Annotated in this window: 22 protein-coding genes; 12 read left to right on the top strand and 10 right to left on the bottom strand. The window is 65.3% G+C overall.

Translation table 11 applies throughout. From position 1 onward, the window contains the following. Positions 1 to 290: 290 nt before the first annotated feature. The 5 genes from HF684_RS17540 to HF684_RS17520 all read right to left on the bottom strand — a co-directional run bounded on the left by HF684_RS17540 (position 291) and on the right by HF684_RS17520 (position 5,324). On the bottom strand, positions 291 to 815 hold the full coding sequence (locus HF684_RS17540) for a methylated-DNA--[protein]-cysteine S-methyltransferase (protein WP_169253531.1): 525 nt from the start codon (positions 813 to 815) through the stop codon (positions 291 to 293). Between the two features lie 203 nt (positions 816 to 1,018). Then, positions 1,019 to 1,924: a glycine betaine ABC transporter substrate-binding protein gene (locus tag HF684_RS17535; RefSeq protein ID WP_169253530.1), complete on the bottom strand. Its 906-nt coding sequence runs from the start codon at positions 1,922 to 1,924 to the stop codon at positions 1,019 to 1,021. 53 nt (positions 1,925 to 1,977) lie between these two features. Beyond that, the gene (locus HF684_RS17530) at positions 1,978 to 2,877 is read right to left on the bottom strand and encodes an ABC transporter permease subunit (RefSeq protein WP_169253529.1); all 900 of its coding nucleotides are present in this window, start codon (positions 2,875 to 2,877) and stop codon (positions 1,978 to 1,980) included. Beyond that, the gene (locus HF684_RS17525; protein ID WP_169253528.1) at positions 2,877 to 4,187 is read right to left on the bottom strand and encodes a glycine betaine/L-proline ABC transporter ATP-binding protein; all 1,311 of its coding nucleotides are present in this window, start codon (positions 4,185 to 4,187) and stop codon (positions 2,877 to 2,879) included. Before HF684_RS17525 ends, HF684_RS17530 begins: the two co-directional genes overlap by 1 nt. Positions 4,188 to 4,523: 336 nt before the next feature. Beyond that, a complete protein-coding gene (locus tag HF684_RS17520; protein ID WP_169254013.1) occupies positions 4,524 to 5,324 on the bottom strand; it encodes an alpha/beta fold hydrolase in 801 nt (266 codons plus the stop codon). A 57-nt stretch (positions 5,325 to 5,381) separates the two neighbouring features. On the opposite strand from HF684_RS17520, the gene HF684_RS17515 reads away from it, so the two are divergent. After that, the gene (locus tag HF684_RS17515; protein ID WP_169253527.1) at positions 5,382 to 6,341 is read left to right on the top strand and encodes a type I 3-dehydroquinate dehydratase; all 960 of its coding nucleotides are present in this window, start codon (positions 5,382 to 5,384) and stop codon (positions 6,339 to 6,341) included. A 198-nt stretch (positions 6,342 to 6,539) separates the two neighbouring features. On the opposite strand, the gene HF684_RS17510 is transcribed toward HF684_RS17515, so the two are convergent. Then, positions 6,540 to 6,839, bottom strand: coding sequence for a DUF4235 domain-containing protein (locus tag HF684_RS17510; protein WP_169253526.1), 300 nt, complete (start codon positions 6,837 to 6,839; stop codon positions 6,540 to 6,542). A gap of 248 nt (positions 6,840 to 7,087) precedes the next feature. On the opposite strand from HF684_RS17510, the gene HF684_RS17505 reads away from it, so the two are divergent. Beyond that, positions 7,088 to 7,288, top strand: a complete 201-nt coding sequence (locus tag HF684_RS17505) for a hypothetical protein (protein WP_025777086.1) — start codon at positions 7,088 to 7,090, stop codon at positions 7,286 to 7,288. Between the two features lie 82 nt (positions 7,289 to 7,370). Here the strand turns inward: HF684_RS17505 and HF684_RS17500 are convergent, their stop codons facing one another. Both HF684_RS17500 and HF684_RS17495 read right to left on the bottom strand, forming a co-directional pair. After that, positions 7,371 to 8,258 (bottom strand): aminotransferase class IV, encoded by an 888-nt coding sequence (locus tag HF684_RS17500; RefSeq protein WP_169253525.1) that lies wholly within the window; start codon positions 8,256 to 8,258, stop codon positions 7,371 to 7,373. Continuing rightward, entirely contained in the window at positions 8,255 to 9,358 is a 1,104-nt protein-coding gene (locus HF684_RS17495) for a VIT1/CCC1 transporter family protein (protein WP_169253524.1), read from the bottom strand. The genes HF684_RS17500 and HF684_RS17495 overlap by 4 nt, the downstream gene beginning before the upstream one ends. Before the next feature lie 542 nt (positions 9,359 to 9,900). Here HF684_RS17495 and HF684_RS17490 point away from each other — a divergent pair. The 8 genes from HF684_RS17490 (at position 9,901) to HF684_RS17455 (ending at position 20,310) form a co-directional block, all read left to right on the top strand. Then, on the top strand, positions 9,901 to 12,021 hold the full coding sequence (locus tag HF684_RS17490; RefSeq protein WP_169253523.1) for a M28 family peptidase: 2,121 nt from the start codon (positions 9,901 to 9,903) through the stop codon (positions 12,019 to 12,021). A gap of 250 nt (positions 12,022 to 12,271) precedes the next feature. Next, on the top strand, positions 12,272 to 12,889 hold the full coding sequence (locus tag HF684_RS17485) for a TetR/AcrR family transcriptional regulator (protein ID WP_169253522.1): 618 nt from the start codon (positions 12,272 to 12,274) through the stop codon (positions 12,887 to 12,889). After that, on the top strand, positions 12,886 to 13,989 hold the full coding sequence (locus HF684_RS17480) for a mandelate racemase/muconate lactonizing enzyme family protein (protein ID WP_169253521.1): 1,104 nt from the start codon (positions 12,886 to 12,888) through the stop codon (positions 13,987 to 13,989). Before HF684_RS17485 ends, HF684_RS17480 begins: the two co-directional genes overlap by 4 nt. Before the next feature lie 120 nt (positions 13,990 to 14,109). After that, complete coding sequence (locus HF684_RS17475; RefSeq protein ID WP_169253520.1) at positions 14,110 to 14,844, top strand: SDR family oxidoreductase; 735 nt, start codon at positions 14,110 to 14,112, stop codon at positions 14,842 to 14,844. Positions 14,845 to 15,037: 193 nt separating this feature from the next. Further along, positions 15,038 to 16,432 (top strand): IS1380 family transposase, encoded by a 1,395-nt coding sequence (locus HF684_RS17470; protein ID WP_169253519.1) that lies wholly within the window; start codon positions 15,038 to 15,040, stop codon positions 16,430 to 16,432. Between the two features lie 209 nt (positions 16,433 to 16,641). Beyond that, entirely contained in the window at positions 16,642 to 17,103 is a 462-nt protein-coding gene (locus HF684_RS17465) for a DUF3817 domain-containing protein (RefSeq protein ID WP_169253518.1), read from the top strand. A gap of 221 nt (positions 17,104 to 17,324) precedes the next feature. Further along, positions 17,325 to 19,130 (top strand): SPFH domain-containing protein, encoded by a 1,806-nt coding sequence (locus tag HF684_RS17460; RefSeq protein ID WP_169253517.1) that lies wholly within the window; start codon positions 17,325 to 17,327, stop codon positions 19,128 to 19,130. Positions 19,131 to 19,401: 271 nt separating this feature from the next. Continuing rightward, positions 19,402 to 20,310 carry a cation diffusion facilitator family transporter gene (locus HF684_RS17455; protein ID WP_169253516.1) on the top strand — a complete coding sequence of 303 codons (909 nt, stop codon included), beginning with the start codon at positions 19,402 to 19,404 and terminating at the stop codon, positions 20,308 to 20,310. A 62-nt stretch (positions 20,311 to 20,372) separates the two neighbouring features. Here the strand turns inward: HF684_RS17455 and menC are convergent, their stop codons facing one another. Next, positions 20,373 to 21,497 (bottom strand): o-succinylbenzoate synthase, encoded by a 1,125-nt coding sequence (gene menC, locus HF684_RS17450; protein ID WP_169253515.1) that lies wholly within the window; start codon positions 21,495 to 21,497, stop codon positions 20,373 to 20,375. Positions 21,498 to 21,706: 209 nt separating this feature from the next. Here menC and HF684_RS17445 point away from each other — a divergent pair, with 209 nt between their 5' ends. Then, the gene (locus tag HF684_RS17445; RefSeq protein WP_169253514.1) at positions 21,707 to 22,729 is read left to right on the top strand and encodes an FkbM family methyltransferase; all 1,023 of its coding nucleotides are present in this window, start codon (positions 21,707 to 21,709) and stop codon (positions 22,727 to 22,729) included. A gap of 219 nt (positions 22,730 to 22,948) precedes the next feature. Here the strand turns inward: HF684_RS17445 and HF684_RS17440 are convergent, their stop codons facing one another. Continuing rightward, positions 22,949 to 24,121: a M20 family metallopeptidase gene (locus HF684_RS17440; protein ID WP_169253513.1), complete on the bottom strand. Its 1,173-nt coding sequence runs from the start codon at positions 24,119 to 24,121 to the stop codon at positions 22,949 to 22,951. A 149-nt stretch (positions 24,122 to 24,270) separates the two neighbouring features. On the opposite strand from HF684_RS17440, the gene HF684_RS17435 reads away from it, so the two are divergent. Continuing rightward, a complete protein-coding gene (locus HF684_RS17435) occupies positions 24,271 to 25,752 on the top strand; it encodes a glutamate-cysteine ligase family protein (protein WP_169253512.1) in 1,482 nt (493 codons plus the stop codon). Positions 25,753 to 25,782 lie beyond the last annotated feature (30 nt).

Below are 25,782 nucleotides of genomic sequence, written 5' to 3'. Positions count from 1 at the left end.
TCTTCGTGGTGGCTGCTCGAGCGCGGTGAAACCGCCGACTCTGGCAATTCCGGTCGTCCGAGCAGGAACATGTGAATGCAGGATCATTTGTGATCACAAAAGTTGGTACGGCAATGTAATCACATTATTCGCGCAACTTCCAGTGGCGTCCTCCTGATCTGCCGTGGTCCCGACCCGTGTTCGGAGAGCTCCGCCCGGTGGACAGCTGCGTGCAGCACAGCGGCGGCACGGAACGGGACCGAAGCAGGCCGGAAGCAAGCCCGGCGCGGGCCCGGACCGCTTCGGGAGCGTCAGAACAGCGGCTGCGGCAGGGCGCCTTCGAACTCGAGGAGGCGCCGCTTGGTTTCGAGCTCGTGCCCGGGCAGTCCGCCCGAGTACCCGCCGAGCCCGTCACCGGCGACGACACGATGGCAGGGGACGATGATCGGGATCGGATTGAGCCCCATGATCCCGCCGACGGCCCGCGCCGGAATCCCGGTGCCGCTGGCTTCGGCGAGTTGCCCGTAGGTGACCGTGGTCCCCGCCGGAACCTCGTCGGCCAAGGTCGTCAGCACGATCCTCGCGATGTCCGATACCTGACCGAAGTCCACGGGGAGATCGACGTCACCGAGGAGGCCGTCGAAATACGCCCGCAACTGGGCGGCCGCCTCGGCGAGGATCGGGTCCGACTGTCCGGCTGCCTCGGCGGGGATCGTTTCGGCGGACACAGCCGCCTCGGCGGATGTGCACCATTCGAGCCGGACGACCGACCGGCCGTCGCTGAAGACTGTCAGGGGGCCGACGAAGGTGTCGACGGCTGCCGAATGAGTCGCCATGGGGTGCCCTCCGTTCGGGTTCCGCGCACCGAACGCGGTGTCAACGGCGCTGCCCCATCGAGTCTACTCACACAGCTGTGCCCTCCCGACTCTTCCGAGTCGGGAGGGCACAGCATATTCATGACTGCACGCCGCGCTGTGGGGAAGTCAGCAGCTGAGCAGAGGACGTCGACCTCAGGGCAGCTGCTGCCGCGGCGACGAGATCACTCCTCGTCAGGCAGCTCACCTTCGTAGGCGTCAGGGTTGGCCTTCAGCCACTCGGTGATGGCCTTCTTGCCATCATCCTTGTATTCGTTGACGACCAGGTCCTCGAGGTCTCCGTACTGCTTGTCATCGAGCTTGATGTTGCCGATGTAGTCGGCCGCATCGGCGAACTCATCGCTGAAGCCCTTGGTCGCGGTGAAGTGGAGCTTCTCGGGATCGCCCATCGCGCCCTTCGGATCCTCCAGGTCCTTGACCGGGTACTCGTTGTTCGCCCAGAACGGACGCCACAGGGTAACGACGATGTCCTTCTCGGCGTCGGTCGCGTTGCCGAGCTCGGTGAGCATGGCAGCCGTCGACGAGGTGACGAGCTCGTACTCGTCGTCGAGACCGTATTCGGGAATCATCTCCTTGGTGGCCTTCGTCAGACCGGCACCGGGCTCGATTCCGATGATCTCGCCGCCGAAGTCCTCGCCCTTGCCTTTGAGGTCCTCGATCGAGTTGACGTCGTCCATGTACTTCGGGACGGCGATCGTGAGGACGGCGTTGTCGTAGTAGGCGCCGAGATCTTCGAGATCGTCACCGTATTCATCGATGTACTGCTTGTGCGTGACCTCGGGCCATGAGGACGGATACATGTCGATATCGCCGTTGGCGACACCGGCGTACAGGACGGCGGCGTCGTTGAAGGTTTCGGTCTCGACGTTGTAGCCCATCTTGCTCAGCTGGTTCTCGAGCAGGAGCGAGATGCTCTGGCCGTCGGTCCAGCCGGTGACGTAGCCGAGCTTGATGTCGCCCTTGTCGCCGCCTCCGCCGTCGTCCTGTGCCGCTTCCTGCGAGCAGCCTGTAAGAGCAAGACCGAGGGCTGCGGCTGCAGCGACGAACGGGGTGAGGAATCTTCTCTTCATTGTGTGTTCCTTTTCTCTAGTGTTCGACAATTCAGACTGTGTGGTCCATCGATTCAGGCTGCTGCGGCAGCCGCCTTGTTCTTCGCGCCGCGACGGCGCATCCCTGCCACGAGCGAGCGCGGATAGTCCTTGGCATTGCCCAGGGCTGCGGTGACGCGATCGAGGTAGACCGCGATGATCACCACGCCGATTCCGGCTTCGACACCGAGCGGCAGGTTCTGGGTGGCGATCGCTTCGACGACGTTCTTTCCGAGTCCGTCGGCGCCGACCATGCCGGCGATGACGGCCATGGCCAGTGCGAGCATGATGACCTGGTTGATGCCGGCCATGATCGTGGGCGTGGCCAAGGGCAGCTGGACTCCGCGGAGGATCTGGCCGGGAGTCGCACCGAAGGACTGTCCGGCTTCGACCGTCTCCGAATCGACTCCACGGATGCCGAGCTCAGTGAACCGCACACCTGGGGGCAGCGCGAAGATCACCGTTGCCACCAGGCCTGGAACGACGCCGATGCCGAAGAAGGTGACAGCAGGGATGAGGTAGACGAATGCCGGCATCGTCTGCATGAAGTCGAGGATCGGTTTGATGACCGCTGAGGCTTTGTCGCTGCGTGCGGCCAGAATGCCGACCGGAATGGCGATGATGATGGCGATGACAGCAGCGATGATGATCAGCGCCAGGGTCTGCATCGCGGCCACCCACTGGTCCATCGTCATGATGAAGAACAGAGTGATGAGGGTGCCCACGGCCATCTGCCACGAGCGGAAGATCCAACCGATGAGCGCCAGCAGGATGATGATGACGAGCGGGTGGAGGTCGACGAGCACGTCGGTGAGGATGTCGATGAGGAAGTTGAACAGCCAGGTGACGGCGTCGAAGAACCACGCGACGTTGTCTTTGAGCCAGTCGAAGGCAGTGTCGACCCAGGCTCCGATCGGAATTCTGATGTTCTCCATCAGCGCTCACCCCTTTCGCCGGCAGCCTGCGGTGCGACGGCATCATCGCCTTCGGCCAGCACCTGGTCGATGATCCCGGTGTCGACCGGCTCCGGCCAGTCTTCGACAGCGGCGTCCGGGGCCTGCTCGTCATTGCCGGTCTGGTTGCCGAGCGCGGCCAGCAGGGTGGCCCGGGGCACGACGCCGACGAGTTCGCCGTCCGCATCGGTGACGGGCACCGGCAGGGGCATCTCCGCGGTCGGAAGGAAGAGATCGATGAGCAGGTCGTCCGGAGACGCCGGGTGGGCGACCGGTCTGATGATCTCGTCGAGAGTCGTGGCGCCTGTCCGGATGTGCTCGATGCAGGCGCGGTCGCTGACGAGTCCGAGGAACTTCCGGTCCTTGTCCGTGACGTACACGCCCGAGGCGTTGTTCTCACGCATGGTGCGCAGAGCGACGCGGGGGCCGTTCTGATTGGTCACGGTCTGACGTGCCTTCTCCATGACGTTGTTCGCGGTGAGGACGCGTGCCCGGTCGACGTCGTGGACGAACTGCGCGACGTAGTCGTTGGCCGGGTCGGTGAGGATGTCCTCCGGGGTGCCGACCTGGACGATGCGTCCATTGCGCATCACCGCGATCCGGTCACCGAGGAACATCGCCTCATTGAGGTCGTGGGTGATGAAGATGATCGTCTTCTTCAGCTCCCTCTGCAGCTCGACGAGCTGTTCCTGCATTTCGCGCCGGATGAGCGGGTCGAGAGCGGAGAAGGCTTCGTCCATGAGGAGGATGTCGGTCTCGGCCGCAAGCGCGCGGGCCAGGCCGACGCGCTGCTGCATGCCGCCGGAGAGCTGCTCTGGGAATTTGTCGCCCCAGCCATCGAGGCCGACGGTCTTGAGCCAGCGGTCGGCGGTCGCGTCCCGCTCCGCCTTCGCAACTCCGCGGATCTCGAGCGCATAGGCGGCGTTGTCCCGGACAGTGCGGTGGGGGAGCAGTGCGAAGTGCTGGAACACCATCGAGATGTGTTCGCTGCGGACCTTGCGCAGTGTGGCCGCGTCGACTTTTGCGATATCAGTGCCCAGCACCTCGACGGACCCGGCAGTGGGTGCCCAGAGCCCGTTGAGGGTGCGGATCAGGGTCGACTTGCCCGAGCCCGACAGGCCCATGACGACGAAGATCTCGCCGGCCTCGACTTCGAAGCTCGCGTCGATGACGGCGGCCGTTCCGAGTTTCGTCAGATCATCACGGTCGGCGCCGGATTCGAGTCGTTTGACGACTTCGTCTTCGCGCTTTCCGAAGACTTTGTAGACGTGTGACGCTTTGACAACGCTCACGTGCTTCCTCCTTGCATTCTTGGCAGTCCGCAAGAACGAGAGGCTTCACCCCCGTTTGCACGGTTCGGTGCTCGCAGAACAGATCCGAATAGCTCAATTGCGCACGCGCCTCACCGCACACGGATATCTGATCCACCATTGTAGTTTTGTTCAGGGTTTTCGGTAGAGAATTTATCGCACGTATCCGGCGCGTCAGCCTTGACTGCCGCTCTGACCTGGGCAAACACAGGTTGGCGCGTTACTTGATTGTTATAATCATCGATTGGAGCATGTAGATATGCCGTTAATGGATTTGGTGCCGGATATGGGATTTTGATGCAGTAGGCGGCCTTGTCTTCAGGATTTCTGCAGCGAATCCGAGAGGAAGCGGATCACGGCCGGAGTGACTACCTCGGCGAATTCTTCGAAGAATCCGTGGCGCCCCTCCGGCAGGATGCGCAGCTGAGAACCGGGGATGCGTTCGTGGAGGATGCGGGCATTTCCGACCGGGTTCATCCTGTCGGCGTCGCCGTGCATGATCAGCGTCGGTGCGGTGATCTCCGGCAGCCGCTCCCACGCGTCATGATTGGCGCTGATCCGCAGATGGGCGGACGACTCGGCGGCCGTCATCGTGTCGTCGCCGAGCATCTTGCTGTACTTCGCCGACACCGTCCATTCGGGGGTGTAGAAGAGGTCGAAGAGGTACTGAGTGTGCTCATCACCGCGCAGCCGCGCCAATGCCTGGCCGACCTCGCGCGGACGCTTGACCGCGTGCGGACCGCCCGGGGAGGTGCACCCGAGGACGAGCGCGCTCACCCGCTCCGGGTGGTTGAGCGCCAGCATCTGCGTGATGCGCCCGCCCATGGAGGTGCCGTACACCGCAGCCCGATGCACGCCGAGGTGGTCGAGCACGTCCGCGGCGTCGTCGGCGAAGCTTGCCGTCGACAGTTCGCCGAGCTCACCCCGGCTGCCGCCCGTGCCGCGATAGTCGAACGTGATCGTGCGGAAATCCGCTTCGAAGTCCCCGCGCAGATCGTCCCACCACTCGTGCGAATTCGACTGACCTTGCAGCAGGAGCAGTGCTGGGGCGTCCGCCGGCCCGCTGACCTGGACTTCGAGGGGGAAGCCATCGCGTGCGCTGATCCTGTCCACCTGCATCGTTCCCACCCGTGTCCTCCTGCCCGCGCGCGCCTGATCACCGCCTACGCTTGAGACATGAAATCATTGCCGTTCCTCAATCCTGCCGCAGGATCGCCCGCCGTGCGCAATCCCGGCCGACCGGCCATCATCGTGCCCACGCAGGCGCTCGACGCCGAGGACCTCGCAGCCGAATGCGCTGCAGCCGCCGCGGCCGGGATCGTCGACGCCGTCGAATGGCGCATCGATCCGCTGCTCGCCGCCGCGTCCGGTTCCGCACAAGGTGGGGCGCAGGGTGGGGCGCACAGTGGTATGCACGGCCTCGCCGAGGCGGCCCTTCGTCTGCTTCCGCATGCGCTCACAGCCGAGCTGCCGATCCTCCTGACCGTGCGCACCGGTTTCGAAGGCGGGCAGGTGGAGATCACGGAGGACGCCTACGCCGAGGTGGTGCGGGAACTCATCGCCGGGGTCGCTGATGTCGAGGCGGACGCTGGAACCGCTGCCGGCACCGGTCCCAGCGGCACCGGTCTCAGCGGCACCGGTCCCAGCGGCACCGGTCCCAGCGGCACCGCCTCCTCGGGAGTTCCCGGCAGCGCATCATCGGGCGTTCCCGCGGCCATCGACGTCGAGATCGATCGGGCCGAGGCGGGCTCCCTTATCGCCTCGGCGCGGGAAGCGGGCGTACCCGTCGTCGCTTCGCACCACAATTTCGAGTCCACGGACTCTTCCGAGCGCCTGCTGAAGACGTTCGCTGTAATGAGCGAGGCCGGTGCAGACGTGGCCAAGGTGGCGATGATGCCGCAGACGCCGGCCGATGTTCTGCGTCTCCTGGAGGCGACGGCCGCGGCGGATGCCTCGCTGCCGGTTCCCGTGCTCGGAATCGCGATGGGACTCTTGGGCCGGACGAGCCGGATCATGGGCGCCGACTTCGGCAGCTGCGCCACATTTGCGCAGATCGGTCGGGCCTCGGCCCCGGGGCAGATCGAGGCATCGGTCCTCGCCGAGATCCTCGACCGCGTCGGGTGTTGGTGTGCATGAGCGGCCTCAAAGTTCGTACGCGGTGATCTTGATCAGGGCGTACGAATTTCTGACTCGCGTTTGCTGACGCGTTTGCTGACGCGTTTGCTGGCGGGCCGGGCTCAACCGGCAGATTTCGCCAGGGAAGCAGACGGCCCGCGAAGCATGAGCTTCGCGGGCCGTTTCTCTGCTGCAGAGCCGGCAGAATCCGACAGGGGATCAGTCGGTCATCTCTTCGATCTGCTTGCGGAACTTCTTCGGCAGGGCTTCCTCGCCGAAGTTGTTGCGCACGGTGTTCGCGGCGATGCGCTGAACGACGAGCTGAGCCACGGCCACGCCGACGCCGGAGACGATCGTCCAGGCCAGAGCCTCGGACATCGAGATCTCGTCATCGACAGGGTTCGACGGCGCCGGCCGCTTCGTCGACTTCTCCCATGCGAAGGTCAGGGTCTTGCGAGCGACGAACGCGGCTGCGATGGGCGCTCCCACGCCGATGATCTGCCAAGCGAGCTTTCCCATGCTCGTGTCCTTTCCTTTGAACCTTGGATCCCGTGCCTCTGGGGAGTCGCGGGAACGTATTCCGTCGAAGACAACACTAACGCAGGACGATGCGCCCGAGGCCACCCCCGATCGAACGAGGCCGAGAAAGTTCCCTCATTTCATACTTTTGGGGGATGTGCCGGAGAGACCGGGGCAGATAGCGTGAGAGCACGCTTCGGTCGGGCAAAGGGAAGGTCTGAACCGAAACGTGAAGAGAAAGGCACACGATGCTGAGGAAGTGGAAGACGCGTGTCGTCACCGGACTGTTCGTCTGTGGCGCCCTCGGATTCCTGCTTGCGCTGCTGCCGGGACTCTCCGGCGTCTTCTGGCCGGTGTGGCTGATCAGCTGCGCCGCCTGCATCCTCGGGCTCGTTCTCGCCTTCACTCTCCCCTCGGCGAAACCCGCCGACGCTCTGCCCCGAGCCTGAAGAGCTCGGGGCAGCGCATCCCCGACAGCACCCGGAGACTGGACGGTCGAGGGCAGGTCATCCCCACAAACTCCTCGGTGCGTCACCGGCCGCGGACGATCGCCTGGAATCGGTCGGTGAGATTCTGATCAACAGCGATGGCGTTCCCGTCGAGTTCGCGCAGAGCGGCTGCCGTGCGCATCGACGAGACGAACCAGGCCCCGTCCGCGTCCTTGACGTCGTCGAGTCCGAGGTCGGCGTATTCGGCGCGCAGCCCCAGATCCTCCGCATGATCGAAGATCAGACGCTGCGTCGTTCCGGACAGCAGACCAGCCTCCGGGTTCGGAGTGAGGAGGCGGTCGCCTCGGCGGATGATGAGGTTTGCGGTCGGGCCCTCCAGCACGATTCCGTCGTGGGAGACGAACAGCGCCTCATCGGCGTCGTTCGCCGCGGCATAGCGGCCGGCCGCCTGATTGACCGCATAGGACAGCGTCTTCGCACCGATGAGCAGCCACGGGGCCTTGCTGCCGATATAGGCGTCGAATCCGCGGTCGAGGCTGACGGCGGTGACTCCCTGGCTCCGGGCTGTAAGGATATGGTCGTCCACGGGCACGGGGAAGGCCCATCCGCGGCCCCGGAACCGACCGTTCGCGTCCTGCTCCCCGCGCGAGAGGGCGTAGCGGATCCCGAACTCGACGTTCTGGGGATCGGCGGCGGCCACCTCGGCGATGAGGGAATCGATGACCCGATCCCACAGCCCTTGGTCCGGATCGGGAAGATCCAGCGCCGAGGCGGACGCGCGGAAGCGGGTGAAGTGCCGTTCCCGCGACACCACGGTGGCTCCGTGCGCCCCCACGCTGACCAGCACGGTTTCGAAGATGCCGTCCCCGCGATGAGCGGAGAGATCCGTGACGGGCAGCTGAGCGGCACCGAGATCGGTGAGCTCGAACTCAGCCGCGGTGGGGTCGACGAGGATGAGCGGATCGGTCATGCGGTACCTCCGAAGAGCAGGCCGAGGACGTAGGTCACGGCGGCGGCACCGAAGCCGATGCCGAGTTGGCGCAGGGCGCGGGGGCCGGGTGATTTGCCCGAGAGCAGGCCGACGATGCCGCCGGTGAACAGCAGCGCGATGCCGACGAGTCCGGCGGAGAGGAACACGGCGGGCAGTCCGGACATGCCGAAGATATACGGCAGGATCGGGATGAGCGCGCCGGAGGAGAAGAAGCAGAAGCTTGAGAGGGCAGCGCCGATGCCGGTGCCCAGTTCGTCACGGTCGACCTCGGAGTCGAGGTTCGGCAGGCGCGGCGCCTGTCTGTTCTTCGCCGCCGCGATCGTGCGGTTGGCGCGGGCCTCGGCTTCGCGGGCCTCCATGCCGCGGGCGCGGAAGACGAGGGCGAGCTCGTTGGCGTCGATGTTGAGGTCGGCCAGGGCGTGCCGGGACTCGGGGTCCGGGGTGGAGGCGTCGAGGAGTTCGCGCTGGGAGCGCACCGAGATGTACTCGCCGGCTCCCATCGACAAGGCGCCGGCCAGCAGCCCGGAGACGCCGGTGAGCAGGATGACGGTGTTCGAGACTCCCGCCGCGCCGACGCCGAGGACGAGGGCGAGGTTCGAGACCAGTCCGTCGTTGGCGCCGAAGACGGCGGCACGGAAGTTTCCCGACAGGCGGGCGCGGGAACGGGCAGCCAGAGCGCGGACCACCTCGGCGTGGATGCGTTCGTCGGCGGCCATCTCGGCCGAGGCGGCTTCGTCTTCGTCGTACGGCGAGCTCGTCTCCGACTGCTGAGCAAGAGCGAGGACGAACACGGAGCCGAACAGACCGCCGAGGAAGGCCAGGCAGCGGGTGAGGAGATCGGCGGAACGGCGCTTCTCGGCATGCTCGCCGAGCAGCGAGATCCAATGCTCCTGGTGCCGGGATTCCGCGGCGGCCAGGCTGAGCAGGATCTCACGGTCCTCTCCGCTGCGGCGTTCGGCGAGGTTGCGGTACACCCGTTCCTCGAGCCGTTCGTTGGCGAGGTAGCGCTGCCAGCGGCGAATGGTTCGTCTGTCGGGGGAGGCAGGCGGAGTCGCTCCTGCGGAGTCATCGGTCGTCACTGGTCCGAGTCTAGTCGTGCGGTCTGATTCCGGCACTGGGTGGGCGGCGAGCGGTCGGGCGGGTTCGGCCGAGTGGCGGTGACGCTGGGACGGCGCTGCTCGGTCGGGCTCCGCTCGGTGTGGCGTTGGGACGGTGCTGCTCGGTCTGGCGCGTGTGGGCGCGTTTCCGGTGCGGCTGGGGTGCCGCGGGAGCGACCGTCGGCGCGGAGGCAATGACCGCAGAGAATCCGCATCGCGACCGCAGACCGTCCGCGTGTGCGAAATCGATCAGTGACCGGTTGTTATCAATTCGTAATATAAAAGCCGGCTGGTGTGCGTTAGATTAATGACCAATGTGAGTTGTGTCACCGTTTCGTTATAGAAGCATGTGATTCGTTACCAATGACGAATCATGGCGAAGCGTCAGAATCGAGCTTCCCCGCAAGTGCAGCCGTCGATGGGCCGACACAGGTATGGACGAGCAGTCATGCCGTGGCGGTCATTTCCGGTGCGCCGTCATGTGCGATTCCTCTGGACACAGACAAAGGAGCGAAAGGAACTCCATGAAGTTGCGCACGAAGAGCTGGCTGGCAGTCACCGCCACAGCCGGACTGGTCCTCGGCGGGGTGAGCCCGGCGCTGGCAGCGGGCACCGCGGGACCGACCGAACACACCGATATGGGCGTCAGCGGCGACGCCGTGATGGAGCATCTGCAGAAGATCTCCGACATCTCCACCTCGCACGCGGATGAAGGACACCGTGCGCTGGGCACCCCCGGCTACGAAGAAGCCGTGGAATACGTCGAATCCACCCTCGAGGCGACCGGAGCCTTCGATGTGAAACGTCAGGCCTTCGACGTCGAGAGCCAGGACTTCGGCACCGTCGACGTCAAGGTCGACGGGGAGGCGGTCAAGGTCGCGACCGCCTCATACACAGAGGGAACCACGGAGCCGCTGACCGATCTGCCGGTGGTGCTGCCGGTCGATGACGACAACAGCGACCTGGCCGGCGGACAGCTCGGCTGTCAGGCCAGTGACTTCGACGCCAGCGCCGAAGGTGCGCTTGTGCTCGTATCCCGCGGAGAATGCGCCTTCGGTGAGAAGACCAAGGCCGCCACCGAAGCCGGTGCCGCAGCGGTCATCATCTACAACAACGACAAGGACAATCCGGACGAGGAGCTCAACGCCACCCTGGGTGAGCGGATGGAAGGCAGTGCCCCGACGGTGACGGTCACCTACAACGTCGGCACCGACCTCCTCGAGAAGGTCGAAGCCGCAGGTGCCGAGGCCGGCACAGAAGCCGGCAGCCAGACTGACGCCGAGGCGGGCCTCGGGCAGGGCGCCGACGAGACCGAGGAAGCCGCCGATGACGACGCGGCGGCCGAAGCCGCGGCCCTGACCGCCGACTTCACGCTCGAGACCGAGTTCGTCACCGAGACGACCTGGAACGTCATCGCCGAGACCAAGGCCGGCGACCATGACAACGTCCAGATGTTCGGCGCACACCTCGACGGCGTCGAAGAAGGCCCCGGCGTCAACGACAACGGTTCGGGAACCGCGGCGCTCCTCGCTTCGGCCGAAGCGCTTGCCGAGCAGCCGACCGAAGTCGACAACGCCATCCGCTTCGGCTGGTGGGGCGCGGAAGAGGTCGGACTCGTCGGTTCGACGGAGTACGTCGCGAGCCTCGACGATGCCGAGCTGGGCAAGATCAAGTCCTACATGAACTTCGACATGATCGGCTCCGACAACTACATCGTCGGCACGCTCGACTCCGACGGCTCCGATGTGCCGATCCCCGACGGCGTCAACGTCCCCGAAGGTTCGGCCGAGCTCGAGAAGATCTTCACCGACTACTTCGCCGACATCGACCAGCCCAACGTCGGCACCGACTTCTCCGGACGTTCGGACTACCAGGCGTTCATCGACAACGGCATCCCGGCCAGCGGCCTGTTCTCCGGAGCAGACGGCACGAAGACGGCTGAAGAGGCTGAGATGTTCGGCGGCACCGTCGGCGAGAAGCACGACACGAACTACCACCAGCCCACGGACACGATCGAGAACGTGAGCAAGGAGTCCATCGACATCTTCGCTCCCGCCATCGGCTTCGCCGTCCACACGCTGGCCTATGAGCTGGCCGACGCGCCGACGGATCCGCCGACCGATCCGACGACTCCGCCCACGGACCCCACCGATCCGCCCACGGAGACACCGACCGAGGCCCCTGATGAACGAGCACTGAGCATCGATCCGAAGACGATCGAAGCGCCGGACTTCGTCAGTGAGAAGGGCGTCCAGGTCGCGGCCACCGGCTGCGCCGCCGACACCACGGCGACGATGACGGTGACCCCGAACAACGGGAAGATCGAGACGTTCGAGCAGACCGCCGAGGTCGGAGCCGACGGCACTGCCCGATTCGGAGTCCGCGGACTCGACGCGTCGATGGTCGACAGCTACATCGGCACCTACGATGTCACCGTCGACTGCGAAGGCGGAGACCCGCTGACCGGATCCTTCGAGGTCGTCGCCGAAGGTGACGGGCCGGGAGCCGGTGACGGTGGCAACGGCGGCGGTGGGGGAGACCTGCCGCGCACCGGTAACGAAGCCCTGCCGCTGATTCTCTCGGCCGGAGCGCTCATCGCGCTCGGTCTGGCGATGACGCTGGGTTCACGCCGCCGCCGCAGCTGAGCGGCAGCACCTTCGCCGAGGCGGGGCTTCGTCGAGATCTGATCGACGATGGAGTCCCGTCTGGGTGAGGCTCACGAACCGGGCGGGCCGGTGACGAAACTCGTCACCGGCCCGCCCGGCCATTCACGGTCCTGTCGGCTGCGGCAGGCCGGCACCATCCAAGGATATTTCTGGGTGGAACGTGAGCGAGTGAGAATTCATGCAGAGCGATCACTTCACTTCGGTAGAGTGGTCGCTCTACTATCGCCGTATGACAACAGTGACGAGTCAGCGAATAGCGCGCAGTATGGAGCGTGCTTTTGCGGAACTGGGATTCGCCGAACAGGGCGTTGAGGCGCTGCGTTCCGAGGCCGATGTCTCGCTGCGGACTCTGTACAAGTACTTCCCCAGCCGCGAGGCGATGATCGTCGGCGCGCTCGAGCACCGTGATCGGACCTACTTCGCGTGGCTGGAAGGCGGGCCCGACAGGGGTGCCGAACACCTCCTTCACCCGCTCCGACGCCTGGGCGATTGGCTGAGAGAAGTGGCGAATACGGGATGTCTCTTCTCCCATGCGCTCTCCGAGTACCCGGAGAGCGATCCCATCAGCACGATCGTCCATTCGCACAAGGAACGCCTGGCCGCAGAGTTCCTCACCCGCCTCGATCGTGTGCGGCCGGATGAGGACAACCGGGCACTGGCAGACGAGCTGTTCATGCTCCACGAGGGGATGACGCAGAATGCTCAGCTGTGGGGTCGGGAGAGAGCCATGCGGACGGCGCTGCGCACCGCCCGGGTGATACTCGCTGTCGAGGGCCTCGCAGTGGACGCAGACGGCGACGCCTCCGCTGCGCGCGACTCCGTTGCTGCTTCCGGCGGTGAAGCATGAAGATCCGCGAACTGCACATCTACAGCCACGAACTGCCGGTGAAGGACCCGCCCTTCGTGATATCGAGTGGCGCGGTCTGGTCGCTGGAGTCAGTCCTCGTCAGACTCGTGACCGACGGTGGGATCGAGGGGTGGGGTGAGACCTGTCCCCTCGTCGCCACCTACGCACCCGCTCATGCGGCCGGTGCTCGGGCCGCACTCATCGAGATGGCTCCGGGGCTCATCGGCGCAGAGCTGTGGCCGGCCGGACTGCACAGGAGCATGGACCAGCTGCTCAACGGTCACGGCTATGCGAAAGCTGCGATCGACATAGCCGCCCACGACGCCCTCGGCAAGCGCTTCGGGGTTCGAGTCTGCGACCTCCTCGGAGGAGGCGCCATGGAGCGGGTGCCCACATACTGCTCGACAGGGGTGGGCGAACCTGACGAGACGGCGCGTATCGCCGGGGAGCGAATGGCCGAAGGGTACCCGCGGATCCAGGTCAAGCTCGGCGGACGCGAGGTGGAGACCGATATCGAGACTCTGCACAAGGTATGGGAGGTCATCGGCGGTTCGGGAATGCGTCTGGCTGCGGACGGCAACAGGGGATGGACGACCCGCGATGTGCTGCGTCTGAGTGCGGCCTGTTGCGACATTCCGCTCGTCCTCGAGCAGCCCTGCGACACGGTTGAGGAGCTCACTCGGATCCGTCCCCAGCTTCGTCATCCTCTCTACATGGACGAGAGTGGGACCAGCCTCAATGCGGCAATCTCCGCAGCGGGCACCGGTCTCGTCGACGGATTCGCAATGAAGGTCACCCGCCTCGGCGGCCTCCATCCCATGCGTGCGTTCCGTGACATGTGCGAAGCCAGGCGTCTGCCGCACTCGAGTGACGACTCCTGGGGAGGCGACATCGTCGCCGCGGCGTGTGTCCACCTCGGGGCGACGATCCGACCCGAGCTCAACGAGGGAGCCTGGATCGCGGCCCCTCATGTCGAGGGGCATTTCGACCCGGAGAACGGCATCGACATCCGCGACGGGCACATCACTCTGCCGACCGGCGACGGGCTGGGCGTCGTCCCCGAGACGGGCATCTTCGGCGATCCGATCGCCTCATTCTGACGATTCCGCGAACACCTGCCGACAGACATCCGCCAACCGAGGAGGAGCCATGCGCCCGACCGCCAACGAGACCACCACCGACAATGTCGGCGACAGAGCAGACGAAGGAAAGGCGAAGGCATGAGCAGGTTCAGTCGGAAAGTCGCCCTGGTCACCGGGGGACGGTCGGGCATCGGTCGGGCCATCGCCCACAGACTGCGTGGCGAAGGGGCTGAGGTCTACACGGCGCAGCGCGGCTGCGACGAGGAGTTCCCGTCGGTTGTCGCAGACCTCACCGATCCGGCCTCCGCGGAGTCCGCCGTCGCTGAGGTGGTCGAGCGTTCGGGCGCCCTTGACGTTCTCGTCAACTGCGCCGGGATGATGCAGGAGTCGAGAATCGAAGACATGTCGGTCGAGGACTGGAAGACAAACCTCGACGTGAATCTCACCGGGCCATTTCTCACCATCAAATCGGCGCTCCCATTTCTGCGGAAGGCGCGCGGCTCCATCGTCAACGTGGGATCGATCGAGGGCCTCGGAGCAAATCCCGGCCACGCGGCCTACTCCGCCTCGAAGGCCGGACTGCACGGACTCACCCGGGCCGTCGCCGTCGACCACGGACACGAGGGAATCAGATGCAATGCCGTCGCACCCGGGTGGATCGACACCGAACTCAATGACCGGTTCATCGCGGCTTCGCCTGATCCGACCCGCTTCCGCGATGACATCGGAGGAATCCACCCGATCGGCAGGACAGGCCGGGCCGAAGAGGTCGCGGCCGTAGTGGCATTCCTCGCTGCCGAGGAAGCCGGCTTCGTCACAGGTCAGGTCTACACGGTCGACGGCGGACGGATGACGCAGCTGAGCCTGCCCTGATGCGGAGCTGAGACCGATGGGCTCATCTGTCGGCACCCTTCAGCCTTGATCCACCGATGCGAGTAGTCGGATCAAGCCGCGCATGAAATGGAAATGCCCCTCCTGAACTGGGAAAATGGTGATGTTCTAAGTCAACCAATCCCGCCCAGAAAGGGGCACCTCTCAGGTGCTATTCAATCACACACCCGCGTCTGTGTCCCATTCCTTCGACGACGCGAATCTCACCGCGACCACCGGGCTGGTCCCAATCATGGGCCTTGCCCAGAAGGCCGGGCTGCCAGACCTCGCCGAAGACCGTCTGACCGTGACGACGACCGGGGCTGATAAGGGCGCGAACCCGGCACCGAAGCTGGCCACACTGGTCGCGGGAATGGCTGCTGGGGCTGACTCGATCGATGATATGAACATTCTCCGCCACGGCGGCATGAAACACCTCTTTGACCGTGTCTACGCTCCCTCGACTCTGGGGTCGTTTCTGCGTTCGTTCGCCTTCGGCCACGTGAGGCAACTCGACGCGATCTCCTCCCGCTTCCTGACCAACCTCAACGCGCACACACCACTGCTACCCACCGACCGGGGCAACGCGCAGGCGTCGATGATCGTCGTCGATGTCGATGACACAGTCATCGACGTTCACTCCGCGTCGAAGCAGGGAGCCGGGTTCGGCTACCAAGGCAGCCGCGGACTCAACGCACTGTTGGCGACAGCCTCAACCGACAACTCCAGCCAGATCATCGTCGGTCAACGCCTGCGCAAGGGTTCGACCTCGTCAGCCCGGGGTGCTGACAAATTCGTCTCCGATGCCGTGGCGACCACAATCCGAATCAACTCTGGTGCTTCGGTGCTGGTGCGTGCTGATTCGGCGTACTATTCCTCGTCCGTGACCAAGGCCGCTCGGGATGCCGGGGCTGATGTGTCGATCACCGTGCGCATGGACAAAAGGGTCAAGGCAGCGATCGGGGCGATCGGCGACGACGCATGGACTGGCATCGAATACCCCGAAGCGATCTACGACGAGGACTCCGGGGCCTGGATCAGCAAGGCTGAAGTCGCCGAGGTCCCGTTCACCGCGTTCACCTCGAAGAAAAAGGCACTGCAAACGACGGGGCGTTTGGTGGTCCGCCGTATCCCTGAACTCAACGAAACCAAACGCATGAGTGGGCAAGACCCATTGTTCGACTTGTTCCGGTATCACGCATTCTTCACCACCGTCGACCAAGATCGATTCGACACTGTTGCTGCTGATCACATGCACCGCAAGCACGCGATCATCGAGCAGATCAATGCAGAGCTGAAGAACGGGGCCTTGGCGCATATGCCTTCCGGAGTGTTCAACGCCAACGCGGCGTGGGTGACGATCGCAGCGATCACTCACAACCTGCTGCGAGCCGCTGCCGGACTCATCGGTGGACGGATGAGCAAAGTCCGCGCCCCGACGCTGCGGGCACGCATCATCAGCATTCCGGCTCGAATAGCTCACCGGGCCAGGAAACTGATCCTGCATCTGCCGACGAAGTGGCCGTGGGCAGAAGAATTCTCACGACTCTGGCAAGCAGCGTTGAGCCCACCAAGGACAGAATTGTCCTGACCGATTCGCTCCTGCTTCGAGCGCGATGCCGCGAGGTCTGGAGGAGACTTTCGGAAACTTTTGTGGAAGAGACTGGTGAGAGACCGGGGCAATGTCTCCTGCCCGCTCACCGATTCCGCGCTCGAATCCGAGCGAGCCCCCGGACATCAAGCAGATCGGTGGATCAAGGTTCAGGGGTCGTTCACCTTGTCCGGGCACAATGGTCTTCCGTGACTCCCAAACGCTTCTTCACCTTCTTCGCCATCGCCGAGACCGTGACCTGGACTCTGCTGCTGATCGGCATGTTCCTCAAATACGTCACCCACACCACCGAGGTGGGGGTGCGGATCGGCGGAGGCATCCACGGCTTCATCTTCATCTGCTTCGTCATCGCCGTCATCGGCGTCGGCACCTCGCAGCAGTGGAGCAAGCGTCGTATCGCCACTGGCTTCGGGTCGGCGATCATTCCCTATGCCACGATTCCCTTCGAACGCTCGGTGGAGAAGACCGGGTCCCTCGAAGGCGACTGGGGACTGGGCCGCAACGGCCGCACCCCGCAGACCTGGTTCGAGAAGCTCACCTCCTGGTGCATTCGTTTCCCGTGGGCGGCCATCGGAATCGGCATCATCTTCGTCATCGCAGTCTTCTCGGGTCTGCTCATCGCCGGACCACCCTGGGAATGGGGCAAGTGAACTTGAACACCGCCTCGGTGGGGTGAGGGCGGGCTTTCACCGCGCGATCAACGGTCGGGGTGGGCCGCCTCGGCGAGGGGCGGCAGCTGCGGATCTGGACGGACGGCGGGCGTGAAGAGCCGCCTCGGCGGACATCCTCCCTGTCCTGTGTCCGTGGCCTCGCATAGGATGAATGGGACGGGCCGGAAAACGGCCGCCCAACCGCGATGAAAGGCCCACCGATGGACCTGCTCTTCGGCGTCGGAGGAATCGGCATCCTCGTCGTCATCATTCTCATTGCCCTGCTCGTGATCCTCAGGTCCTACAAGATCGCCTCACCGTCCGAGGCGCTCATCATCACCGGCCGGAACGCTTCGGGATCGTCCGGCACCGGTCGCATCGTCATCGGCGGTCGCTCGGTCGTCTATCCGATCGTGCAGAAGGCGTTCATCCTGTCGCTGTCCTCGCGGCAGATCTCCGTCGAGATCGACGGCATCTCCATCAACGGCATCGCCCTGCGTCTGCGCGGAGTCGCCCAGGTCAAGGTCGGCGGCACCGAGGATGATGTGCGCAAGGCCGCGCAGCGCTTCCTCGACCAGCAGGACCAGATCGACCACTACTCGAAGGAGATCCTCTCGGGCACCCTGCGCGCCGTGGTCGGCACGCTCACCGTCGAGCAGATCATCCAGGATCGCGCTTCCTTCGCCGCGCAGGTGCAGGAGGAGTCCGCGCACTCGATGAACAATCAGGGCCTCATCATCGACACGTTCCAGATCTCGGCGGTCGAGGACGAGGGCAGCTACCTGCGCGACTGGGGCCGACCGCAGGCCGCCGAGGTGGCGAAGAACGCCGCCATCGCCGAGGCGAACGCCGGCCGCGCATCGGCCGTCGAGCAGGCGCAGCAGAACGAGGAGACCCAGAAGCAGCAGGCGCTGACCGACCAGGCCATCGCCGAACAGCAGCAGCAGCTGGCTCTGCGGCGGGCCGCGCTGAAGGAAGAGGCCGATCAGCGTCAGGCGACGGCCGACAATGCCGGTCCCCTGGCGGCGGCAGCCGAGAAGCAGAAGCTGCTGGAGAAAGACCGGATCGTGGCGAAGGAGGCCGCGGAGCTGCGTGCCGAACAGCTCGACGCCGAGGTCAGGCGCCCGGCCGACGCCGAACGCTACCGGCAGCAGGCCGCGGCCGATGCCCGTGCGTATGAGATCGAAGCGCAGGGCCGAGCCGAGGCCGCCGCCGAACTGCATCGCCGCTCGAAGGACGCCGAGGCGATCCGGCTCGAAGGCGAAGCCGAAGCCGATGCGATCAGGGCGCGCGGTGAGGCGGAAGCCGAGGCGCTGCGGGCCCAGGCCGAGGCCTACAAGCAGTTCAACGATGCGGCCGTGCTGTCGAAGGTGCTCGAAGTGCTGCCGAGCGTGGCAGGCGAGCTCGTCGCACCGTACGCGAACATCAAGGATCTCTCGATCGTGTCCACCGATGGCGAGTCGAAGCTCGCGAACTCCGTATCGAACAACCTCTCGCAGGTCCTCGAAGTTGTGCGCGGAACGACCGGAGTCGACCTCACCGACCTCGTGGCCAAGGCGAAGGGCTCCGGCGAGGCTGGTTCGAGTGGTGCTGGGTCGGACGGGTCCGGAAAGCCGGGAGGGCCTGGTGGGTCCGGCGGATCCGACAGCGGGGCACCGGACGGAGCCTCTGCCGCGGATGCGAGTACAGGCAAGGTCGTCGACGGGGTCGTGGCAGACGGCGCGGCCTCCGGCCCCCGATCGAACCGCTCCGGCTTCGACCCGAAGGCCTTCCTCGACGACAGCGGGGTCGATCTCGACCGGATCGGCGACGAGGTGAAGAAGGCCACCGGCTTCGATGTCCAGGCCTATATCGACGAGGCGAAGCGCCGCCTCGACGAGGGCGGTTCAAGCGCGGCGGGGACCGGTCAGGCCGGGGCCGGCTCGGGCGAAGCCTCGCCCGGCGGCGACGGACCCGGTGACGATCAGGGCACCGACGATCAGGGTACCCGCGGTCAGGACGACGACAGTCAGGACACTCAGAGCTGACAGCAGCGGGTGCCGGGGCGCCCGCATCACGCAGACAGCGGCCGCCGAGGACTTCCTCGGCGGCCGTTTCGTGCATGGAGCGCGACGGTGCCGACTGGCCGGGCGGTGATGTGTCCCGCGGGTGGATCCACCTCGATTTCCCGAACGATTTCGAGGTGGATCCACCCGCAGGAGACACAGGCGGGGTCGGGTGGCTCCGATTCTTCGTCGGGGCCGATCAGATGCATAAATAAATGTGCATATGTTAATGTGTTGAGTCGAGGAGGTATCTATGGCTCATGATCACGCGCATGGTTCGGGTTCACGGCGGCAGCTGAGGATCGTCTTCGGCATCGTCGCGACGATCTTCGTCTTCCAACTCATCGGGTCCGTCGTCACGGGCAGCCTGGCGCTGCTCATCGACACCGGTCACAACGCTGTCGATCTCATCGGCATCGGCATCGCGCTCTTCGCGGCGAGCTTGGTCAGCAAACCGACGGGCGGACAGAAGACCTGGGGGTTCCGTCGGGCGGAAGTGCTCGCGGCCGGCGCCCAAGCGACCTTGCTGCTGGGGCTCGGCGTCTACAGTCTCATCGAAGGCATCCGGCGATTCTTCGTCCCGCCGGAGGTGCCCGGGCCGGGCCTGCTGCTCTTCGGCGCCATCGGTCTCGCGGGCAATCTCGTCTCCATCGTCATCCTCAGCTCATCGAAGGAAGACTCCCTCAATCTCAAGGCGGCGTTCCTCGAGGTCATCGCCGACGCGCTCGGCTCCGTGGCTGTGATTCTCGCAGCTCTGGCGATCTGGCTCTTCGGGTGGGAGCGCGCCGACGCGGTGGCTGCCCTGGTCATTGCGGCGCTCATCGTCCCGCGGGCGTTCGCCATCCTGCGCGAGACCGGGTCGATCCTGCTCGAAGAGGCACCGAAGGAGCTCGATCTGGACAAGGTCCGCGAGCATCTCGAGGCGGTCGAGCATGTGCAGGAAGTCCACGACCTCCACATCACCCGCATCGACTCGAACTTGCCGGTGCTCACCGCTCATGTCGTTCTCGCCGATGAATGCTTCTATGACGGGCATGCTCCGCGCATCCTCAAGGCTCTGCAGGAGTGCCTGACGGAACACCACAAGATCGCGATCGAACACTCGACGTTCCAGTTCGACCGGGCGAAGGACGCCGCCGAGGAGACCCACACCCACGACTGAGGCGGCCCGCCCTTCCTCGGTCGGTGGCCGGTGAGGGGCGGGTCGCCTCGGCGGGACTCCGATCACTGCCCGGGCAGAATCTCCACTGATTCGGTGCGGAAGCGTTCGAGCTTGGCCGGGTCGATGGAGACGCCGAAGCCGACGCCGGTGGGCACATCGACCTTGCCGTCGTACATGAGGATCTCCTCGGTGATGTCCTCATGGAAGAAGCGGTTCGAGCCGGAGATGTCGCCGGGCAGGGTGAAGCCCGGCAGCGATGCCAGCGCCGCATTCGCCGCCCTCCCCAGGCCGGTTTCGACCATTCCGCCGTGCCACACGGCGACGCCGTGGGCGGCGGCGAGATCGTGGATCTTCTTTGCCTCGATGAACCCTCCGACTCGTCCGGGTTTGATGTTGATCACCGAGGTGGCTCCCAACATGATCGCGTCCGCGGCCGCCTCGGCGGAGACGATCGACTCATCAAGGCACATCGGGGTGTCCATGAGCTTCGCGAGCTCCGCATGCTGGCGGATATCGGCTTCGCCGAGGGGCTGTTCGATGAGGAGCAGCCCATATTCGTCGAGGCGCCGCAGATGAGCAGCGTCGACGAGGGTGTAGGCGGCGTTGGCATCGACCTGGAATCCGAAGTCGTCGCCGAAGGCCTTGCGCACGGCGGCCACGGGGGCGATGTCCTTGCCGGGTTTGATCTTCAGCTTGATCCGGGCGTACCCCTCGTCGAGGTAGTCGCCGATGACCTTGACGGTCTCCTCGACGGAATCCTGGATGCCCACCGATACGCCCGAGGGAACCGTATCGACGACTCCGCCCAAGTAGTCCTTGAACGACTGGTCGTTGAGCTTCAGCTGAGCTTCGATGACGGCCATCTCGAGTGCGGACTTCGCCATCGGGTGGCCGATGACGTGGCGGAGATGCCACCCGACGGTCTCCGCGGTGAGGTCCTCGACGTCGAAGAGCAGCGGTGCCAGCCAGCGGCGGGTGACGTCGATGCCGGCGGCCACGTATTCGGAGGAGTAGAGCGGGGAGATCATCGCGACGGACTCACCCCACCCGGTGATCTCGCCCTTCGGAGTGTCGAACACCGCCTCGACGAGGTAGCAGTCCTTCTCCGTCTCCCGCATGAACGAGGTCTCGAACGGGGTGACGAGAGGAATTGAGACTTGGTGGAGAGTGAATGACTTGAGCTTCATGTGCCGGGCTCCTGCTTCGCAACGGGGCGGATGGGTCTTCGCTTCCACCTTATGCCAGCGGTCCGCAATGAGGAGGCGAGTATCGCGATTCAGGTCGGGAAGGACTCTGGAGCCTCATTGCAATACCTCCGGGAAAGAAACCCTGGAGCGGCGGTCCGGGGATTGATAATGTGAACAAAAGTCTTCCTGTCAGCAAGGGGGCCACCGTCGTGAACGACCACCTGCGCACTCTCACCGCACGCAGACAGTCCTGGTTCGGCCTCAAGCTGCCGGTCAAAACCGCCCTCGCTCAACCGGCGTTCCACCCGCTGCTGCGAACGATCGCGCCCCGGATCAGAGGGCTGAAGATCGGTCGCCTCCCAGCACCCATCGAACTCACCGAGGTGCGCGGACGAGCCGGCGGACGAGCGGGCGGAGCGGACTTCGTCCTCGTCGAACCCTTCCGCTGCGAAATCGCCAAGGAGTTCTACTGGGGCAAGGGCCGACGCACCGAACCCGAAGACGCGTTCGCCCTCGATCTCATGGTCACGCTCAGTGCGGATGCGGACGTCTTCCTCGACATCGGCGCTTACACCGGGGTCTTCACCATGGCCGTCCTCGCGGCGAACGAGAATGTGCGCGCCCACCTCTTCGAGATCATCCCGGCTGTCGTCGCCGGCGCGGAGAAGAACATCGACCGCAACGGCTTCAACACCCGCGTGACCGTCCACCCGACCGGTGTCGGCAGTCCCGAAACCTGGATGAAGGTGCCCATCGGGGACGGGGGATCGGCGCTGCCGTCGTTCTACTCCTCGGACATGCACTTCGACTCCGACGCCGAGGTGCGCTTCACCTCCCTCGACGCCCTCCTGCCCGAGGTGCTGGCCGAAGTGCCGGACCGAGACACGCAGTCGCAGCCAGGGGAGGGCCTCCCCGACGGTTCGGGACGGGGCGAGACGCCGCGCGTGACGGTGAAGATCGACGTCGAAGGCGGGGAGAACGACGTCCTCGCCCACGGGCGGGAATTCCTCTCGACCTTCCGTCCGGACATTCTGTGCGAAGTCCTCTTCGACCGCGCGAAGCCACGAGAACTCATGAGTCACCTCGGCGAGCACGGCTACCACTACTATCTCGTCGGCGAAGACCGACTGTACGCACGGACGGTGATCCGGCCCGATGCGCACCTGCGCGACTGGCTGTTCACGCTGAAGTCGCCGGATCAGATGCGTGCCAGCGGCTACCCGGTCGACTAGCCGCCGAGCGCGACCGCGGTTACCACTGGCCGAACCGCGGTGTGCGCGACCACGGTTACCGCCGGCCGAACCGCGGCTACCACCGGTTAAGTCGGCGCAGATTGCACATTTTCGGCTCGAATCCGGCAATCTGGCCCCACTTAACTGCGGAGAGGGCCGCCCCCGGCGCACTGTCGGCAGCGGGACTGGTCGGCGGCAGCGAAAGGCAACCGATCCGCCTCAGCCCTGCAGCTGATCGGCGATGAGGGCGGCCAGCAGAGCGGTGCGCGGGGCGATCTCGTCGATGACGGCGTGTTCGTGTTCGGCGTGCGCCCCATCGCCGACGGCGCCCAGCCCGTCGAGGGTGGCGATGCCGTCACCGGCGGTGAAGTTCCCATCCGAGGCTCCGCCCACCGACACTCCCTGCGGCGCGGGCAGCCCGAGTTCGCCCGCAAGGGCCGTCGCCCGGTCGAAGAGCGCAGCCGACTGCTCCCGTTCGAACGGAGGCCGGTTGATCCCGCCGAGCACCTCCGTCGTCGAGCCCTCCACCTGCGGCTTCGCAGCCAACTCACGGATCTGCACATCCACGCGTTCGAGCTCGGCCGCCGTCCGGGCGCGCACATCGATGTCCACCCGGGCTTCGGCCGGCACAGTGTTCGACGTCGTCCCCGCGCTGATCACGGTCGGCACCACCGTCGTCCCCGCCTCGGCGTCGGCGAGACCCGCCATCAACGGAAGCGTCAGGGCCAGGGCCATGCCTGCGTTGATGCCCTTCTCCGGTTCGAGGCCGGCGTGCGAGGCTCTGCCGGTGAACTTCAGCACGTAGTTGCTCGTGCCCTTGCGCTCGAGTTTGAGCGCGCCGCCGGCGCTCGCCTCCATGACGAACACGGCCTTCGCCTCGGCCGCCTCGGCGCGAATGAGATCCGAGGAGGTCAGCGACGCGATCTCCTCGTCACCGGTGACGAGGATCGACAGACCGTCCAGTCCGCCCGCGCCGAGGTGGTCGGCCACGATCGCGGTCGCGTGAACGCTCATGATCGCCCCGGTGAGCATGTCGAAGCTGCCGGGACCGCGCAGGATGCCGTCCTCGGTGGAGAAGGGGAGACGTTCGAGCGTGCCGTGCGGCCACACCGTGTCCTGATGGTTGAGCAGGACGACGCGGGCGGGGCCGGTGCCGAAGCGCAGGCGCACGTGGGTGGTGCCGTCGACATCGAGCAGCTCCGCCTCGGCGCCGAGGCGGTCCCCCAGGAGCGCGGCGAAGTCCCGAGCGCCTGCGGCCACGGCCGCCTTGTCGTGGGAGGGGGTCTCGAGGGAGATGACCCGTTCGATGTCGGCGAGCATGTCGGGCAGGCGTCGCTTCGCCTGTTCGACGAAGTCAGCGGGCTGGGGCGACGGCGATGTGGTGGAAGTCATGGTGCGAGTCTACGGAAGGCCGGTTGCCGTCTCCCGCGGTGTCCGGATGGTGCGATCGATGCATGACCGGTGACGGCACCAGATGTGTGCCTGGATGCGGGACGGAGATCACCGCGCACAAACCCAGCCGTCTGTGGTTTGCTTGTCCTATGGGTGAGGCAGTCAGCTCGAAGCGGTACACGCCGGAAGAACGCACACTGTATCGAGAGAAGCTCGCAGAGAATCTCGAGCTCTTCGATACCTACCTTCGCCATGCGGATTTCAAATCGGCGGGCACGATCGGGCTCGAACTCGAGCTCAATCTCGTCGGCGACGGCAATCAGCCGAGCCTGCGGAACAAGGAAGTGCTCGCCCGACTCGATGACGAGTACCAATCCGAGATCGGCGCGTTCAACCTCGAACTCAACCACCCGGTGCTTCAGGTCGCGGGCCGTGGCCTCAAAACACTTGAAGCCGGTGTCGCCCACCGCCTGGAGAAAGCGCAGAAGGCCGCCGAGGAGGACGGACTCAAGGCGGTGTCGATCGGTACCCTGCCGACCCTGACCACCGAGTTCCTCACCGACGAGAAGTGGATGACCGAGGAGAACCGGTACGAGGCGCTGAGCAACTCGGTCATCGACGCCCGCGGCGAGTACGTCCGCATCGAACTCGGTCGCGAAGAGCGGTACAAGGCGGAGTTCGCCGATATCGCTCCGGAGTCCTCCTGCACGTCGATGCAGCTGCACCTGCAGGTGGCGCCGAACCGGTTCGCCGATGCGTGGAACGCCTCGCAGGCGATCGCCGGGGCGCAGGTCGCGATGGCAGCGAACTCGCCGCTGTTCGTCGGCCGCAAGCTGTGGCACGAATCCCGGATCCCGATCTTCGCGCAGTCCATCGACACCCGCACACCCGAACTGGTCAACCAGGGTGTGCGACCCCGCGTATGGTTCGGCGAACGGTGGATCACCAGCGTCTTCGACCTCTTCGAGGAGAACGTCCGCTACTTCCCGCCGCTGCTGCCGGAGATCAAGGACTTCGTCGAATTCCGTGCCGCCGACGCTCCGAAGCTCTTCGAACTCAATCTGCACAACGGCACCGTGTGGCGGTGGAACCGGCCCATCTACAACTCCGGTGACGGCGGCGCCCATATCCGTGTCGAGAACCGGCTGCTGCCGGCCGGCCCGACCCCGGTCGACATGGTTGCCGATGCGGCATTCTACTACGGACTGGCCGAGTTCCTCGTCGGTGAGAACCGTCCCGTGTGGTCGCGGATGTCGTTCGCCGAGGCGGAGGAGAACTTCAACGCCTGTGCCAAGGACGGGATCGAGGCGCGCGTGACGTGGCCGAAGATCGGGCGCATCGGCGTGGCCGACCTCGTCACCGATGTGCTTGCGCCTCAGGCCAGGCGCGGACTGGCGCGACTGAACATCGACAAGGACGTCATCGACGAATACATGTCCATCATCGAGGGCCGCGCCGAGCGCCGCATCAACGGTGCGACCTGGCAGCTGAAAGCCCTCGAGAGCCTCGCTCCCGGAAGCCGACAGGACTCACCCGAACGCGTTGAGGGCATCACGGCGATGATGGACGCCTATGTGGCGAACCAGGCGACCGGCAAGCCCGTCCATACGTGGGAGATCCCCACTCGCTGAGGCTGATTCCTCCTCACGGAGTGCCCGCCC

Origin of the sequence: Brevibacterium sp. 'Marine' (assembly GCF_012844365.1) — a bacterium.
GTDB lineage: Bacteria > Actinomycetota > Actinomycetes > Actinomycetales > Brevibacteriaceae > Brevibacterium.
The sequence above is the reverse complement of the archived record's forward strand: the minus strand, read 5'-3'. Positions and strand labels throughout refer to the sequence as shown.